Raw genomic sequence first — 14,096 nt, 5'->3', positions numbered from 1 at the left:
AAGTGTCACTTATTCTATCGTACTTGTCTATGATTTTAAGATCCTTTTTTAATGTATCCTAAAAATTGCCTTCAATCAATCATTCTTCTTGCATAAATAAAGGACCGGATTTGCCCCGGCCCCTTTACCCCCTATTCTATGCAGAGGTTTTTTCCTCAGAATCTCTATGTTCTTTCTCTAGAGCAGCTTTATCAGCACGCAGTGCTTTGTAAAGTGATACAACCATGAGAATCATAATAAACGAGAATGGAAATGCTGCCGAAATGAGAGCATTTTGCAAGGCTTGTAAGCCGCCAGAATACAATAACACGGCTGCCATGGAAGACTGGATAATCCCCCAGGCGAATTTAACCATGGTCGGTGGCGTTAACGAGCCATTCGTAGTCTGCATACCTAATACGAACGTCGCTGAATCGGCAGAGGTAATAAAGAAAGTTCCAATTAGAATCATGGCAATAATGGACATTATCAACCCTAAAGGATAGTTATCGAAAGCACCAAAGAGCGTCTGTTCCGTAACTAGTTCAGATAAGTCCGTTTCACCACCCTGCTGAACTTTAATGGCAGAAGAACCAAAGGCGGAGAACCATAGAAATCCTATCACGGATGGCACTAACAAGACACCGGATAGAAACTCTCTAATTGTACGCCCTTTGGACACACGGGCAATAAATATACCGACAAATGGAGACCAGGCGATCCACCACGCCCAGTAGAATACGGTCCAACTGTTAATCCAAGAACGGTTCTCTTCACTATTTGGAGCTAATCTAAAACTCATGGAAGGCAAGTTCTGCAAATAAGCTCCAATCGTATCTGTAAACATATTCATAATGAACAAGGTAGGACCTATTACCATCATCATCACTAAAAGAAGTAATGCTAAAACCATATTAGTATTACTCAGATATTTGATCCCTTTACTAAGACCCGTGTAAGCCGACATCATAAACAAGACAGTTACGATTCCAATAATAATCAGCTGTACAGTAAACGAGTCTTTAATAGGCGTTAGGAATGTAAGTCCTCCATTGATTTGTGCTGCTCCGAATCCTAAAGTGGTAGCTACACCTACAATTGTTGCAAACACAGCAACCACGTCAACCGCTTTCCCCCAGGGACCTTTCATCTTATCTCCAAAAAGCGGCTCTAAAGTTGCACTTACGAGAGCAGGTGCCCCCCGGCGGAATTTAAAGTAGGCGAGTACTAAAGCAACAATTGCATAGATTCCCCAGGCATGAACTCCCCAGTGAAAATACACGAACTGCATAGTCTCATTCAGAGCAGCAGGTGTGCCAGTTTCTGCAGTTGGAGCATTCTTTGCGTAAAAGTAAATTGGTTCCGCAGCCCCCCAGAAAACCAGCCCAATTCCCATACCTGCACTGAATAACATCGCAAACCATGTAGCATAGTTGTAATCCGGCTTATCAGAAGGTTTTCCCAGTTTAATCTTACCATACGGACTGAAGATCATATAAATACAAAAAATGACAAAACCCGTAACGATTAATAGATAATACCAGCCGAAGTGTACAGAAATAAACGACTGTATCGAACCTGTAATACTTTCAAGATTTCCCGGAGCAACAGCCCCCCAAATAACTGAAAATAAGGCGATGGCTAGAGTAATCCAAAAAACCGACGTAACTTTTTTCATCATTTTCTCCTTTCCGGTGCTCAACTTTTTTTACATCAATAGATAATTGCGAGGAAATGGTAATTGAGGACTAATTAACTGTTACCCCATCCTCAAAATTGTAAACAATTTGTCTAAAAACTGTAAAAAATGTCGATAGCCTCGGAAAGGTTGGAATATCTAATATGGACGTGGGAACTGAACGGTTTTATTACAGGCTGAGGCTAACTTCTGAGCCTGCTTATCAAAATATTCAAAATCCAGCTGGTCCATACTCTTTGTATCGACAGCTTTCATCATATAACGTCCAAATCTCCATACATCTTCTTTAATCTTTTCATCATGAACAACAGAGATTTTATAGAGAGCCTCAATCACTCCGTTCATCACAGAAAAATCGTGGCTTCCATAGATGCGCATCTGGTAGAAGCTGGTATACAGATAATCGTGAAATTCCCTTGGCTCAATCTTCAGCCGAAGATTATTGTTATCGTCAGCATAATAGCGGATCGGCTCATAAACTGAACCTAATTCAGCCAGCAGCGAACCTATTCGATTGATGCAGTTAACCGCTGTATGTGGATCATTAATACTAGGTGAGATTGCTTTTACGGCAATTTCAACGAGTTTTTGAATCGAGAATTCAATGTCCTGTATATCTGTCCTCTCATTTCCGACTATTATATACTGCAGGGCTTGTTCCGGTTTAATTTCTTCTGAAGAGTCCTCTTTCCAATAATAAAATAAAGGCATCCCCTTCTGAATGTAATCTCCAATTAACGTGTTGGCTTCAATAAATAAATCATTTTTTACAGCCCACTGAATGAATAATCCCATCTGCATTCCTTGAAGATAACCCGATTCATTGGCAAAAATGACTCCTTGGCTATTCTGTTTCAAACTTTCCAAATCTTTTTCATCCCACTCTGTTGATTCATTATAACTCTTTTCCTTGAACGTATTAGCAATAACATTCGAAGTGGTTTGGCGGATATCACCAATTAAATTGTTCACTTGTAAAAAGCGGGACGAATGGTGAATAAACAGGATGAAAAATCCTAAACAAATGATGGATACGACTACTGTTAAAAAGGGACTGACCAGACCTTTCTTCTGAGTACCCCCGAGTAATAATAAATTGACGAGAGCAAAGATAAATCCAAACGAATAAACACCCAAGACATGCTGGGTCACTCGGCTTTTCATAAAATCCTGTAAAGTACGCGGCGAAAACTGAGTGGAATAAGTAGTCAGCACCACCATAATGGTTGAAAAGCTAATGGTTGTCATCGTCAATATCGACGTAATCAGCGACCCATACAGGGTCGTTGCCACACTTTTTTCGGTTAAAAATATTTTCGGCATACTTTCCTGAACTTGCGGAACGATCCATAAGTCCACAAAACTTATTAGAATAACTGAAATGATCGATATAAGGCTGTAAAGAGTTGGAAGAAACCAGAAACTGTCTCGCACTTTAACCCAAATCTTCTCTCTGTTCATTAACTTCTTTCTCCCTTCCTGTTTAACTCACTTCCCCACCATATCATTTAAGTACGAAAAATCTTAAGGATTTCCTTTAAAATAATAATTTTTCTAACCAAGCATGATCAGGCTGGTGATGCATCAAACTCTGCTTGAGCCATTCCTTTTGACGTTCATTTAAGTGAGGAAATATATAGTGAAAATCCTGGTTATCCTTTTCACTGGTATACTCTGCTTTGTAAAGAAGGACAATTTCCGGATTTAAATAAGGTAATCCCTGCTCAGACCGAAGATGCATGTAACTAAGCGGGAATCCAATGTTTCTGTTGCGCCTAAAGTGCCAATAGTCCCCTTTTCTATCATTTAATAAAAACTCTATATGTTCTCCAGAATGATTCGTGGAATGAATCTCGTGAATAGGGGTTCCCAGCCAATCTCCCACTTTCCAATTTACTCCACTACTTTCTTTAACATACTCCATTTTCCAGTTCTTAAAGTGTGATCGGAGCAAAAACTGCTCGTCCCTTAATACAGCTATATCGAGATCTTCGTGTTCTCTTATTTCTTCGCCTATATGAAGGTCAATTGCCCATCCACCCGCGATCCACCAGTGACCTTGATAGCCTTTCATAAACTCCTTCACTTGCACACATGAGTCAAACAATCAGAATACCTCCTTACCTTAGAATGATTGACTAGAAAGATCCTAAATAAAAATTCAGTGTTTTTTGACAAATCCAATATTTAGTCGAATAATGAGGCATAGGAGGTGGGATATGTTAAAAGGACGTTTAGTAGATTTGTGGCCTGTGTCCCGAAAAGATATGGAGAATCTTCACACATGGGCCAATGATGAGTCCCTTACTTTTCTTAGTTCAGGAAGTGAATCAGCGAACCAGAATAATAACCCTCTGGAAGCTCTTCAAGCCCAATATGAAAAAAATTTGAATTCACACCATTTATGGGAACATGGAACTGTTTTTATTGTTTATTCAAAAGCAACACAAGAACCTATTGGCAAATGTGATTATCGAAATTTAAATCCCGTCACAAGAGCGGCAGAAATTGGGCTCACAATTGGTGAACGAGATTACTGGGGGCGGGGATATGGAAAAGACATTATTTACACTTTGCTCAATCATCTTTTTTATACCCTTAACTTAGAAAGGGTGCAGCTTGATACCTGGAGCGGAAATCATCAAGCCCTCCGGTTATACGAAAAAACTGGATTTCAGCGGGAGGGCAGGCTTCGTAGAAATGAATTTGTTCAAGGAAGCTACTATGACACTATTCTTATGGGTATATTGAAAAGCGAATTTGAATCCAACACCCGTTAAAAGCAGCAGCCAATTGTACATATCTCCTATTACATGTTTTTTTTGGGATTTTTAAGGGAATAAACTCATCAATATTATTTGAATTAATTGACTCATCTATTTATCAAAATCAGTTCCAAGAAAGGAGTCAGTATGAAAAATCCAGTATTTTTTATTTCGGCCTCTGTGATCGCCATATTAGTAGTCATAGGTGCCGTCAATCCTGAAGGGTTTGGCAGTGTAGCCACCACTTTATTTGGTTTTACAACGAAAAATTTCGGTTGGTTTTACCTCATCTCTGTATTTGGTTTCGTTATCTTCTTAGGTGCGCTAGCCCTAAGTAAGTACGGGAAAATTAAAATCGGCCCACCGGACTCCGAACCAGAGTACCCGTTCTTCACTTGGATCGGCATGCTTTTCTCTGCAGGGTTTGGAGCAGGCTTAGTGTTTTGGGGCGTAGCAGAACCAATGAGCCATTTTTTTACAACACCATTTAATACGCTTGATGCACAGACAGAAGAAGCAGCTCGGATTTCTATGGGATATTCCTTTTTTCATTGGGGTATCAATCAATGGTCTGTTTTCGCCATTGTCGGCCTCTTAATCGGATTCTTACAGTTCAGGCAGAATAAGAGCGGTTTAATCTCTACCGCCCTTGAACCAGTGCTGGGTAAAAACAAAGGCGTTAAGACCTTTATTGACTCACTTGCTGTGATTGCCACGGTTATGGGGATCGCTACCTCACTTGGACTTGGAATTCTGCAAATGAACGGTGGCTTAAAAGCCGTATTCGATGTGCCGAATAACACAACGATCCAGCTTGCCATTACCGCTGTACTTCTTGTCCTTTATTTAGCCTCTTCCAGTACAGGATTAAATAAAGGAATTAAGTGGCTTAGTAATGTGAACCTCGGTTTATGTATGGTTTTATTAGCTTTCGTGTTTATAGCAGGACCTACTGTATTTATACTTAACACCTTCACCTTAGGACTTGGAGATTATATTACAAACTTTGTGGGCTACAGCCTTCGTCTCACTCCTTATGAAGACGGTGGAGGGGACTGGCTGAGAGAGTGGACAATCTTCTACTGGGCATGGGTCATTGCCTGGTCTCCATTCGTTGGAACCTTCGTAGCCCGTGTATCGAGAGGAAGATCCATCAGGGAATTTATCTTTGGAGTGCTCATTGTACCACCATTAATTGCCTGCTTATGGATTGCTACTTTTGGAGGAACAGCCTTAAACAGCGATTTGAATAACGGAACAAACATAGCTGAAGCGGTTAACAATGACGTAACTTTAGCATTGTTTGAAACCTACCAGCATCTGCCCATGACGGGAGTACTATCTATTTTATCCATCTTATTAATTGCAACATTTTTAATTACCTCAGCAGACTCTGCTACGTACATTCTAGCTAGTATGACGACTAACGGAAGCTTAACCCCTCCGCTTATTATTAAAATTGTTTGGGGAGTTCTAATGGCGGCAATTGCTGGAGTTCTGCTGTTAGCAGGTGGGCTAAATGCCTTACAGACTGCATCCCTTGTTTCTGCTTTACCGTTTACCATAGTGATCATACTCTTTGTCTATGCATTTACGAAGATGATTAGAAAAGAAGAACCTGCTCAGCAAAAATTTGAACAGCACCGCAAGGCCAGATAATGAAAAAGCTGCCCCCTTTCGTAGGAGGCAGCTTTTTCGTCTTTATTCAAACCATCTTTACCCCATACCTAAATCTCCCGGGTCATGAGCCTTGAATTTTGCCAGAGTAACTTCCGAGCTTTCTCCAGGTTCTTGACCTTTCTCATTATCAAATGCAAGGGGTACCGATCCAAATGTCCCTGCGGCAAGCATTAAACCTAAGAGAATTACAGTTAAACGCCTTTTCATTTACTTCTACCTCCCCTTATTTTATAAACGCTTTAAATAGTGTTTGGGTAAAAGCGCAAAGAATTGATCTCCAAGTTCATGAATAAATCGATGATGGGCATTTTCCAACAGGCGAATATTCTTACTCGCTGCTCCCATATAACACTCTTGAAACGGAGTCCATGTTTCCAGATTTTTTAATATGGCTATCGCTTTAGTAAACTCTTTGTCCGCTATGGCTAAATGAGCTGTTTCTATGGGGTCAGGCGTTGTCATTTTTTCTGTTTGAAGATGGTAGGCAGCAATGAAAGGAATCGTATGGTTTTTAATAATAGCGGCCCACCGTTTCAAGCTATACTTTTCTGCAGCTTCATATGCCTTTACAGCTTGTTCCATGGAAGTTCGATAGTCTGTATATAAATTGCATAGGGCCAAATTATGATATATCCGGCAGATTTTCTTCGGGGATAATTCTGTATTGGTAATTTTATAAGCATATTTCTTAGCAAGAAGCGGATTATTCGTTTTCCAGTAATGCTGGAACAGTAATTCATGATACCTGATCCTCATATAGTAAAGAGTCAGCGGCTCGTTAACGGTACTTATAACTTCATCAATTTGTTCAGGTACTTATCAAGTCCTGTATATTCTTTTAAATCATAATAGTAGTAGATAATCGTAAAAAGATGTAAGCAGTGAAGAGATGGATGGAGGAATTTTTCTTTTTGCAATGACTGTAATTGCGCTTTTGATGGTTTGCTATTCAGTCGGTTTAATAGCAGCCTATATAAATAAATGAGCTGGGGGTCTAAGTTATTGTTTTGAAGGAGGGTGTCCATCTCCCTAAGAAAATCATTCATATAAAGAAATTCAAGATAGGCGATTTGATCCTCTAAATACTTAGGCGGATGAGTCAAGCAGTACCGGCTTGCCTGAAATGTGGCTTCTTGTTTAGACAGTTTTTTTAATAAGGGGATATATATATCATATAAGGATGAGGTATAGTTTATTTGTAATTGATGCAATGGACTAGGTTCAATAACCTGATAACTGACCATCCAGCTTCATCCCTTTCACATTACCTATTTTCCATTTTATTGTATTTGATTGGGAAAGTCTAGCAATCTGTCAGATTATTTTGTAAATTTAAGGTAAAATTTAAATGAAGGTATCCTTTGGGTTCCTATTTATTAAGAAAAAACAATCATTTTTCATCTTTTATTAAGAATATCTGAAATGTATCAATTAAAATATCAAGTTTATATACCAGACATTCCATAATACTAAACTGTACACTACTGCTTTCTCTATTGCCGATCCTGTTCTAAACGTAATAAAGAAACGCATATGTTTGCTTGAAAAAGGATAAACAAGAGGAATCCCTCTCTTTGTTACGTAATCAGCTAATAAATGTGAAATAACTCCAATAATCAGCCCTGATAAATAAAACCATTGTATGTTCAGCCACTCTTCAATAAACCAGCTGTATCCAATTAACATTCCAACGAATAATAAAGAATGGGTCATTTTGCGGTGACTTCTAATCATGAGCAAAATAGGAAGTAAAAGCATAAGAAAAACTTTCAGTTCCTCTCTGTATAAATCAAGATACCGTGGCACAAATAAGTAAATTATAAATGCAAGAGTGAAAAGAGTAAGCAGCCCTCGCCAAAACTTATGTCCTAATTTCGAGTTCGGCATATCGATATCGGGTAAAAGTGATCCAAATAAAACAAAACCTAAGAAAAAAACCGCTGAAAATGGCTCATCAGCATGAGGGACGAGCTGCGGAATTAAGGTTAAAGCTCCTATTCCAAATGTTATTCCAACGACTTGGTGTCCTGTGGCCATCATGATGTTTCAAGTCCTTTCTATCTTTCTTTCATAGGCTATTAAAACGCCTAGCTGCTTTTAAAGTAAAGCTCCCTTTTCTGGAAGACTTGATTTCGAGATATCTCGTGAGAGATAGGTCCTATGGGGAACGACTCGCTTTCCGTGGGCATTTGCTGAGCCTCCTCAAGCTAACGCTTTCCGGGGTCTCACCGATCATGTTTATCCCACAGGAGTCTCCCCGTTCCCCTCCGGACCTGGCCAAATCAGAGACTCGAAACGGCTTTATCCTTCACCCACTTGAAGAAAAACAACTACATGGGCGTATACACTTTATTCAAGCTGAACTATGCGGGATAGCCTGTTATATATAAGCATTTCAGGCAGGTTAAGGAAGAATAAATCTTCTCTTTCCGGAGGGACCGTTATTCCTAATAAAGTTGGGCTGGTGGGGATATGGCGAGACTCCCATGGGAGAAGGGACTAGGTGAGATCCCGCAGGGAGTGAAACGAGCGAGGAAGCTCACCGTTCCCCCATAGGAAAGTGTTCAAATGTGGCATCACCCCGCAAGACACGACCAGCATAAGCCGAGCATCAAAAGGACGGTGGTCTTTCCGTCCGTTGATGAACGGCTTATGTCTCGAGTGTCTGGGTGATAGAACAAGACGAGTTATTTCCCCACCTGCCCTTGTCCATCTAACGTAAAGGACCCATTTATCTCGAAACTGAGTCTTCAGCTAACCGGCCCTTTAGGGGAATAAACCTTCAGGAAAAAAGTCAGCAATAAGATACGTTTTATAGAGCATTTAAATAAACCCACATTCTAGTCATGTGGGTTGTTTTTTTGCTTAGCAGTCTTTTTCGGGTAAGCCGACCATCTGAAACTTAGGCCCCTCCATCGTTTGTTTCCCTTCAATGGTTAACTCTGTGGTCAAATGTTCAATTCGTTTATCAATCGCTACTGGAATAGCGTTTAAATGATACAATTCATCATCTGCTTCAGGCTCACCAATTGTCATTCCAATGTCAGGCTCTCCACATCCATATCCAGCAAAGTACAAACGTAAACAGGCGGCCTCTTCTTCTTCGAGGATCTGAAGTAACAAATCTCTAGCTCCATCTGTTATTTTCATATAAAGACATCTCCTTCGACTATAAAATACCACAAATGTGCCCTACATATGAATTGAAAACGCTTATAGATCCTCTATAAGTTTATGGTTTGTACTTTTTCCCACAAAAAAACACCTCCAAATTCTGGAGGTGTTTCCATAGGTTTATTAAACGGCTTTTGTATTAATTTCTACATTAATGTTACCGCTTGTTGCTTTAGAGTAAGGGCATACTTTATGCGCTTCCTCAGCAAGCTCTTCCGCTTCTTCTTGAGAAACTCCTTTAACTTGCACGTTCAGAACCACACCTACTTTAAAGCCGTTATCTGATTCATCTTTTAGTAAACTTACATCAGCAGTGATTTCAGATTCGATATCTTTCTTCTTCTTGCTTGCAACCAGATTTAATGCCCCATCATAGCAAGCGGAGTAGCCCGCAGCAAATAGCTGTTCAGGATTAGATCCTTTTTCGTCACCTTCACCAGGCATTACAAGGTTCAGGTCGATTAAACCATCATCAGATTTAACATGGCCATTACGTCCGCCTTGTGCTGTTGCATGAGCAGTAAACATTACGTTACTCAATATCATCACTCCTTGATTTTGTATTATAATCATTCACAACATAGGTTTACCTCAAATTCATGCTCTCTAAACCTCGCTACCTTTCTTCTATTCTAAAATCTTCCTTTAAAGAAAGCGGAGCAGTCTTCACCATCCATTGGGTAATATAAGTAAATACGGTTAAATCATCAAATATACCGAATAGAACCAAAAAGTCAGGAATCACATCCCACGGAAAGAGTATATAACCTAAAAGAAATAGTACAGAAAGCCACTTTTTTCTTGCGCTTACTTCATTCGAACGAAAAAAACGCATCATAAAGGGAACGGATTTCCTTACATTGAAGACAAATTTAATTCTGCGCCATAATCTGAGCATCAGCTCCCTCCTTTCCCTTGTCTATTTCTATACCCTGAGAGCACTGATTTTTACTCCTTCAGTCACAATTGCTTAATTAAAACGTATGCTTTAACATAAAAAGAAAAGTTCCTGCTCTTGGTTGTGATCGTTACATATATACCTGCTGCAACCTTTCTATAAAGAATGCCGGAAGAGATAAAGGGGAGAAATCTTTAATGAAAATCCTGTTACTGAATGGTACCATAGTCGGAAAGAAAACGAGAACTTTACTCGATGAAATTGACAAATACATTCAAATGCTGCCTGAATCCCACGAAACAAAAATCATTGATTTAGAAAACTATGAACTGCAATTCGTAGATGGCCGTCCGATCGATGAATATAATGAAGACATGCAGCAGCTCATTAAAGAAGTAGAGAACGCAAACGCTTATGTTATTGCGTCTCCTATATTTCAAGGTTCGATACCAGGAACTTTAAAGAATGTGTTTGATGCTGTATCCCCGCTTGCTATGCGGTATAAACCTGTATCCATTGTAGCGAATGGCGGAACCCTGCAGCACCATCTGGTCATCGAAAACCAGCTTAAGCCGATTTTAAACTACTTTAGGTGCATGGTTACACCTAATTACGTGTACACTCACACAAACCACTTCTCCACTCAAGGTGAACTGATTGATGAAGACGTACGAAATCGTCTTCAAGAAATGATTAAAGTATTTAATCAATACATGCAAATGAGTCAAGAGATCGAATTGGATAAGTAAAAGCCTTGCCACTTTTTAGTGGCAAGGCTTTTATACATGAGATAATACTTTACTTACATAATTTTGAGTTTCCTGGAATGGGGGAACCCCTCCATATTTATCTACATTTCCCGGGCCAGCGTTATAAGCAGCCAGCGCTAATCGGGAATCTCCATCATAACGATCAAGCATCTGTTTTAAATACTTCGTTCCGCCCATCACGTTTTCTTCAGGATTAAATGGATCTTTAACCCCCAGTCCTTCGGCCGTTGCAGGCATCAGCTGCATAAGCCCCTGTGCACCGGCATGGCTGACCGCATCTGCGTTATAATTGGATTCGGCCTGAACTACGGATCGAATCAATTTTTCATCTATGCCATAATGTTGAGAAGCTTTTTTAATAATTTGCTCAATATCCTGATCTTTCCCCTTTGTTTTATCTGTTTCCTTTACTTCTTTCGATTCTTCTGGGTTATTTATTTTTCCCGCTTCTCGGTGGTTATGAGATACAGGTGCCTCTTGAGATTCTTTATTGGATTCCATATGTATAGGCTGGACCTGAAATGTTGTGAAGCTAGTTATTCTCGCTTGCGGCTGAACCGCACTAGTGGCCGGAGGTTGCGAGAAGGCTGCTTCCAATAAATTATGGAAAGTCATATCCCTATTGTTATCATTGTTGGTTTGATTCTTATTTGAATAAAGGCTCATCATAGACATGCTCTGCATTTGAATCAAAAAATTCAAGCTGCCAGAATTCATACATCCACCTCATTGTACATTAGTAACTAAAGTTTACCTCATCCTCCTGCTTCCTACAATGAAATTCGTCAAAATAATACCTTTTTTTCCATTTGAATCCAAAAGTTGAGAAAAAACGCTCAAAAAAACACTAATGATTTAAAGGTTTCGCAAGGCTTTTTCCCAAAGCAGAAGGCAGGTCATCAATGGTACAATAATAATATCAAAAGAGATAATTAACTATTTCATTCCCTCGATAATAGTTATTTAATAAAGATTAATGGTCTGAAAAGATGGCTTTTCCGTTTTACTGGACTTATATCTGTTCTCTCTTTTGTCTCTTACGTCGAATCACCCTATCTATTTTTCCCCGCCAGGAAAAATAGACCTGTAGCTTTCATGGCATGTCTCCCTTCATTTAGAAGCGCACTGCCATGCCCCTCTTTGGTCTGCAAAGAGGGGTCTTTTTTATATTTCGACCCAAGTCGTCACTTTTATCCATAACCCCAGCTTGTCCATCAAACTCCCTTACTGTGTAACAAAAAAATTTCAACGTTCAGAAATATTAGCAGTTGATGGTACATATAGTGTTAGTAAAGGAGGGGTGCAAAATGGTTGGGTTAAATTTTGATAATTCGTTCTTTAATTACTTAGCAGCAGTAGTAGCGAGCTTCTTTTTACTCTGGCTATCTGAATTTGGAACAATAGCAGACAATGAATTTTTTTCAGCGTTATTCTTCTATGTGGGTGCAATTGGCTTGGCCTTATTCTCATTCGTCATAATATTCTTATCACTTTTCAATCTCTTCTCTAGACAATAAATATCACTAAAGCATAAAAAGGCTGTCTCAGTAAATGTGAGACAGCCTTTTCCCGTTTATTCGACGATCACATCGATATGCGATGGTTTTACATGAATGGATACTGGAAGTGAATCTCCTTCTTCTCCGTCTACATTGGTAACCAGATTTTCAGAAGACGTAATCTCCAGGTTCTGTGCAGTGAAGTACTCTACATCACTCTGATCTTTAAGATTTCCTCTCAGAATCGACGACACAATAGTAGCCAGCCGCACAAGATTTACATTTTTTATTACGTAACAATGTAAGAGCCCATCATTTACTTCTGCCTGAGGTGAAAGCTTTTCTAATCCTGCCGTGGAATTTGTTAAAGCAGCGAGGAAAAGAAAAGACTCCCCTTCCCATACTTTATCTTCATATTCAATCCTTAAAGGATAGCCGGTATCGCCAGATAAGGTTTTTAACCCCTCCATGATATATGCCAGCGGACCAAATTTGGTTTTTTGTTCCGGACTAACTTCATAAGTAGCCTCGGCCAGAGCACCTACAGCTACAATATTCACAAAATAACGGTCGTTAAATCGGCCAATGTCTACTTTCTTTGAGCGATCAGAGCGGAGCACATCTACGGCTTTTTTGGGCTCTAAAGGAATATTAAGAGCTCTGGCGAAATCATTGACAGTTCCGAGCGGTACGATGCCGAGTAACGGACGATGTGTCTGATCCACCATTCCGTTAATCGTTTCATTCAATGTGCCGTCTCCGCCTAAAGACACCACTAAATCAAATTCATCCTTACAAGCGTTTTGACAATATTTCATGGCATCTAATTCTTTTTCAGTTTGAGATACTTTAACTTCATATCCTTTATCATTTAAGATCGTTTCGATTTCTTCTACATAATCTACTGCTTCTTCTTTTCCGGATGAAGGATTGACAATCAGCATTGCTCTCATCATTTGTATCCCCCTCTCTATTTATCTGGTTAGTTTATTCATCACTCATTATCCAGAGGAAGAAACGATGAAAATCACAACTTTGATTAGTCAGTGTTCTTCACTATTTTTTCCAAACCACGTGGTATTCTGGAGTATCTTTAATCACCTCATGGGCGAAGGAGCATACTGGGTCTATTACAAGTTTATTTTCTCTCGCGTAGTTAACAGCATGATCAACTAAGTCACTTCCAAGACCGTTCTCTCTTTCAGAAGGGACAACGACGGTGCTTAAGATTTTCATAGTGTCTCCGTGTTCTTCAAAGTCCAGATGGGCATCAGGTTTACCCTGATCTCCTATATAAAATCTTCCTTGATCATTTTGAATAGCTTTACTCATATTATCTACCTCTCCTTTCAATTATCCTACAACAACCATACCCTGAATAAGGAACAGATATTCACCAAATCCTCTTTGATTAACAAATTAAGACATATGATGGCTCAAAAAGAGGTCTCAAAAGATAATATCTCTTTTAAGTTATAGTGTTAAGTATTAAAGATAAGCTCCCGTTTGTTTAAGACTCAGTATCGAGACAAATTGGGTCCGTTACTCTATGTGGATGTGGGCTGCTGGGGAAAATCACTCGTCTTGTTCCATCACCCAGACACTCGAGACATAAGCTGTTCGTGTCTATCG

The 14,096-nt window shown here is 39.5% G+C and carries 17 protein-coding genes; 4 read left to right on the top strand and 13 right to left on the bottom strand.

From position 1 onward, the window contains the following. Positions 1-136: 136 nt before the first annotated feature. The 3 genes from ACTWP7_RS13925 to ACTWP7_RS13915 all read right to left on the bottom strand — a co-directional run bounded on the left by ACTWP7_RS13925 (position 137) and on the right by ACTWP7_RS13915 (position 3,785). Positions 137-1,657 (bottom strand): glycine betaine uptake BCCT transporter, encoded by a 1,521-nt coding sequence (locus ACTWP7_RS13925; protein WP_443123712.1) that lies wholly within the window; start codon positions 1,655-1,657, stop codon positions 137-139. Between the two features lie 159 nt (positions 1,658-1,816). Continuing rightward, a complete protein-coding gene (locus ACTWP7_RS13920; RefSeq protein ID WP_443123711.1) occupies positions 1,817-3,139 on the bottom strand; it encodes a DUF2254 domain-containing protein in 1,323 nt (440 codons plus the stop codon). A 76-nt stretch (positions 3,140-3,215) separates the two neighbouring features. Further along, the gene (locus ACTWP7_RS13915) at positions 3,216-3,785 is read right to left on the bottom strand and encodes a nucleotidyltransferase domain-containing protein (protein WP_443123710.1); all 570 of its coding nucleotides are present in this window, start codon (positions 3,783-3,785) and stop codon (positions 3,216-3,218) included. 112 nt (positions 3,786-3,897) lie between these two features. Between ACTWP7_RS13915 and ACTWP7_RS13910 the strand changes: the two genes are divergently transcribed. Next, entirely contained in the window at positions 3,898-4,458 is a 561-nt protein-coding gene (locus ACTWP7_RS13910; RefSeq protein WP_443123709.1) for a GNAT family N-acetyltransferase, read from the top strand. 132 nt (positions 4,459-4,590) lie between these two features. Further along, positions 4,591-6,102: a BCCT family transporter gene (locus tag ACTWP7_RS13905; RefSeq protein ID WP_443123708.1), complete on the top strand. Its 1,512-nt coding sequence runs from the start codon at positions 4,591-4,593 to the stop codon at positions 6,100-6,102. A gap of 57 nt (positions 6,103-6,159) precedes the next feature. Here the strand turns inward: ACTWP7_RS13905 and ACTWP7_RS13900 are convergent, their stop codons facing one another. From ACTWP7_RS13900 to ACTWP7_RS13870, 7 genes are all read right to left on the bottom strand, one after another. Continuing rightward, a complete protein-coding gene (locus ACTWP7_RS13900; protein WP_443123707.1) occupies positions 6,160-6,330 on the bottom strand; it encodes a hypothetical protein in 171 nt (56 codons plus the stop codon). Between the two features lie 21 nt (positions 6,331-6,351). Continuing rightward, on the bottom strand, positions 6,352-6,879 hold the full coding sequence (locus ACTWP7_RS13895; RefSeq protein WP_443123706.1) for an AimR family lysis-lysogeny pheromone receptor: 528 nt from the start codon (positions 6,877-6,879) through the stop codon (positions 6,352-6,354). 32 nt (positions 6,880-6,911) lie between these two features. Then, positions 6,912-7,367, bottom strand: coding sequence for a hypothetical protein (locus tag ACTWP7_RS13890; protein WP_443123705.1), 456 nt, complete (start codon positions 7,365-7,367; stop codon positions 6,912-6,914). 187 nt (positions 7,368-7,554) lie between these two features. After that, positions 7,555-8,160 (bottom strand): metal-dependent hydrolase, encoded by a 606-nt coding sequence (locus ACTWP7_RS13885; protein ID WP_443123704.1) that lies wholly within the window; start codon positions 8,158-8,160, stop codon positions 7,555-7,557. An 828-nt stretch (positions 8,161-8,988) separates the two neighbouring features. After that, a complete protein-coding gene (locus tag ACTWP7_RS13880) occupies positions 8,989-9,273 on the bottom strand; it encodes a hypothetical protein (protein ID WP_443123703.1) in 285 nt (94 codons plus the stop codon). 147 nt (positions 9,274-9,420) lie between these two features. Further along, complete coding sequence (locus tag ACTWP7_RS13875) at positions 9,421-9,837, bottom strand: organic hydroperoxide resistance protein (RefSeq protein WP_014641624.1); 417 nt, start codon at positions 9,835-9,837, stop codon at positions 9,421-9,423. Positions 9,838-9,913: 76 nt separating this feature from the next. Continuing rightward, positions 9,914-10,195: a YkvA family protein gene (locus ACTWP7_RS13870; protein WP_443123702.1), complete on the bottom strand. Its 282-nt coding sequence runs from the start codon at positions 10,193-10,195 to the stop codon at positions 9,914-9,916. Between the two features lie 197 nt (positions 10,196-10,392). On the opposite strand from ACTWP7_RS13870, the gene ACTWP7_RS13865 reads away from it, so the two are divergent. Next, positions 10,393-10,944, top strand: coding sequence for an NADPH-dependent FMN reductase (locus ACTWP7_RS13865; protein WP_443123701.1), 552 nt, complete (start codon positions 10,393-10,395; stop codon positions 10,942-10,944). Positions 10,945-10,974: 30 nt separating this feature from the next. On the opposite strand, the gene ACTWP7_RS13860 is transcribed toward ACTWP7_RS13865, so the two are convergent. Next, positions 10,975-11,682 (bottom strand): lytic transglycosylase domain-containing protein, encoded by a 708-nt coding sequence (locus tag ACTWP7_RS13860; protein ID WP_443123700.1) that lies wholly within the window; start codon positions 11,680-11,682, stop codon positions 10,975-10,977. A 590-nt stretch (positions 11,683-12,272) separates the two neighbouring features. On the opposite strand from ACTWP7_RS13860, the gene ACTWP7_RS13855 reads away from it, so the two are divergent. Continuing rightward, positions 12,273-12,482: a hypothetical protein gene (locus ACTWP7_RS13855; protein ID WP_041601148.1), complete on the top strand. Its 210-nt coding sequence runs from the start codon at positions 12,273-12,275 to the stop codon at positions 12,480-12,482. Between the two features lie 56 nt (positions 12,483-12,538). On the opposite strand, the gene ACTWP7_RS13850 is transcribed toward ACTWP7_RS13855, so the two are convergent. Both ACTWP7_RS13850 and ACTWP7_RS13845 read right to left on the bottom strand, forming a co-directional pair. Next, positions 12,539-13,420, bottom strand: coding sequence for a diacylglycerol/lipid kinase family protein (locus ACTWP7_RS13850; RefSeq protein ID WP_443123699.1), 882 nt, complete (start codon positions 13,418-13,420; stop codon positions 12,539-12,541). 100 nt (positions 13,421-13,520) lie between these two features. Further along, positions 13,521-13,796, bottom strand: coding sequence for a GNAT family N-acetyltransferase (locus ACTWP7_RS13845; protein WP_014641618.1), 276 nt, complete (start codon positions 13,794-13,796; stop codon positions 13,521-13,523). Positions 13,797-14,096: the final 300 nt, after the last annotated feature.

It is taken from the genome of Halobacillus sp. B29 (genome assembly GCF_052246755.1).
GTDB lineage: Bacteria > Bacillota > Bacilli > Bacillales > Halobacillaceae > Halobacillus > Halobacillus halophilus.
Note: the sequence above shows the minus strand (reverse complement) of the source record. Positions and strands in the feature narration are given on the sequence as shown.

Excerpts from the sequence above, each read along its gene's own strand:
- ACTWP7_RS13910 (WP_443123709.1), top strand. The coding sequence starts at position 3,898 with ATGTTAAAAGGACGTTTAGTAGATTTGTGGCCTGTGTCCCGAAAAGAT.
- ACTWP7_RS13885 (WP_443123704.1), bottom strand. The coding sequence starts at position 8,160 with ATGGCCACAGGACACCAAGTCGTTGGAATAACATTTGGAATAGGAGCT.
- ACTWP7_RS13880 (WP_443123703.1), bottom strand. The coding sequence starts at position 9,273 with ATGAAAATAACAGATGGAGCTAGAGATTTGTTACTTCAGATCCTCGAA.
- ACTWP7_RS13845 (WP_014641618.1), bottom strand. The coding sequence starts at position 13,796 with ATGAGTAAAGCTATTCAAAATGATCAAGGAAGATTTTATATAGGAGAT.
- ACTWP7_RS13850 (WP_443123699.1), bottom strand. The coding sequence starts at position 13,420 with ATGATGAGAGCAATGCTGATTGTCAATCCTTCATCCGGAAAAGAAGAA.
- ACTWP7_RS13895 (WP_443123706.1), bottom strand. The coding sequence starts at position 6,879 with ATGAGGATCAGGTATCATGAATTACTGTTCCAGCATTACTGGAAAACG.
- ACTWP7_RS13890 (WP_443123705.1), bottom strand. The coding sequence starts at position 7,367 with ATGGTCAGTTATCAGGTTATTGAACCTAGTCCATTGCATCAATTACAA.
- ACTWP7_RS13865 (WP_443123701.1), top strand. The coding sequence starts at position 10,393 with ATGAAAATCCTGTTACTGAATGGTACCATAGTCGGAAAGAAAACGAGA.
- ACTWP7_RS13870 (WP_443123702.1), bottom strand. The coding sequence starts at position 10,195 with ATGCTCAGATTATGGCGCAGAATTAAATTTGTCTTCAATGTAAGGAAA.
- ACTWP7_RS13905 (WP_443123708.1), top strand. The coding sequence starts at position 4,591 with ATGAAAAATCCAGTATTTTTTATTTCGGCCTCTGTGATCGCCATATTA.
- ACTWP7_RS13900 (WP_443123707.1), bottom strand. The coding sequence starts at position 6,330 with ATGAAAAGGCGTTTAACTGTAATTCTCTTAGGTTTAATGCTTGCCGCA.
- ACTWP7_RS13925 (WP_443123712.1), bottom strand. The coding sequence starts at position 1,657 with ATGAAAAAAGTTACGTCGGTTTTTTGGATTACTCTAGCCATCGCCTTA.
- ACTWP7_RS13860 (WP_443123700.1), bottom strand. The coding sequence starts at position 11,682 with ATGAATTCTGGCAGCTTGAATTTTTTGATTCAAATGCAGAGCATGTCT.
- ACTWP7_RS13920 (WP_443123711.1), bottom strand. The coding sequence starts at position 3,139 with ATGAACAGAGAGAAGATTTGGGTTAAAGTGCGAGACAGTTTCTGGTTT.
- ACTWP7_RS13855 (WP_041601148.1), top strand. The coding sequence starts at position 12,273 with ATGGTTGGGTTAAATTTTGATAATTCGTTCTTTAATTACTTAGCAGCA.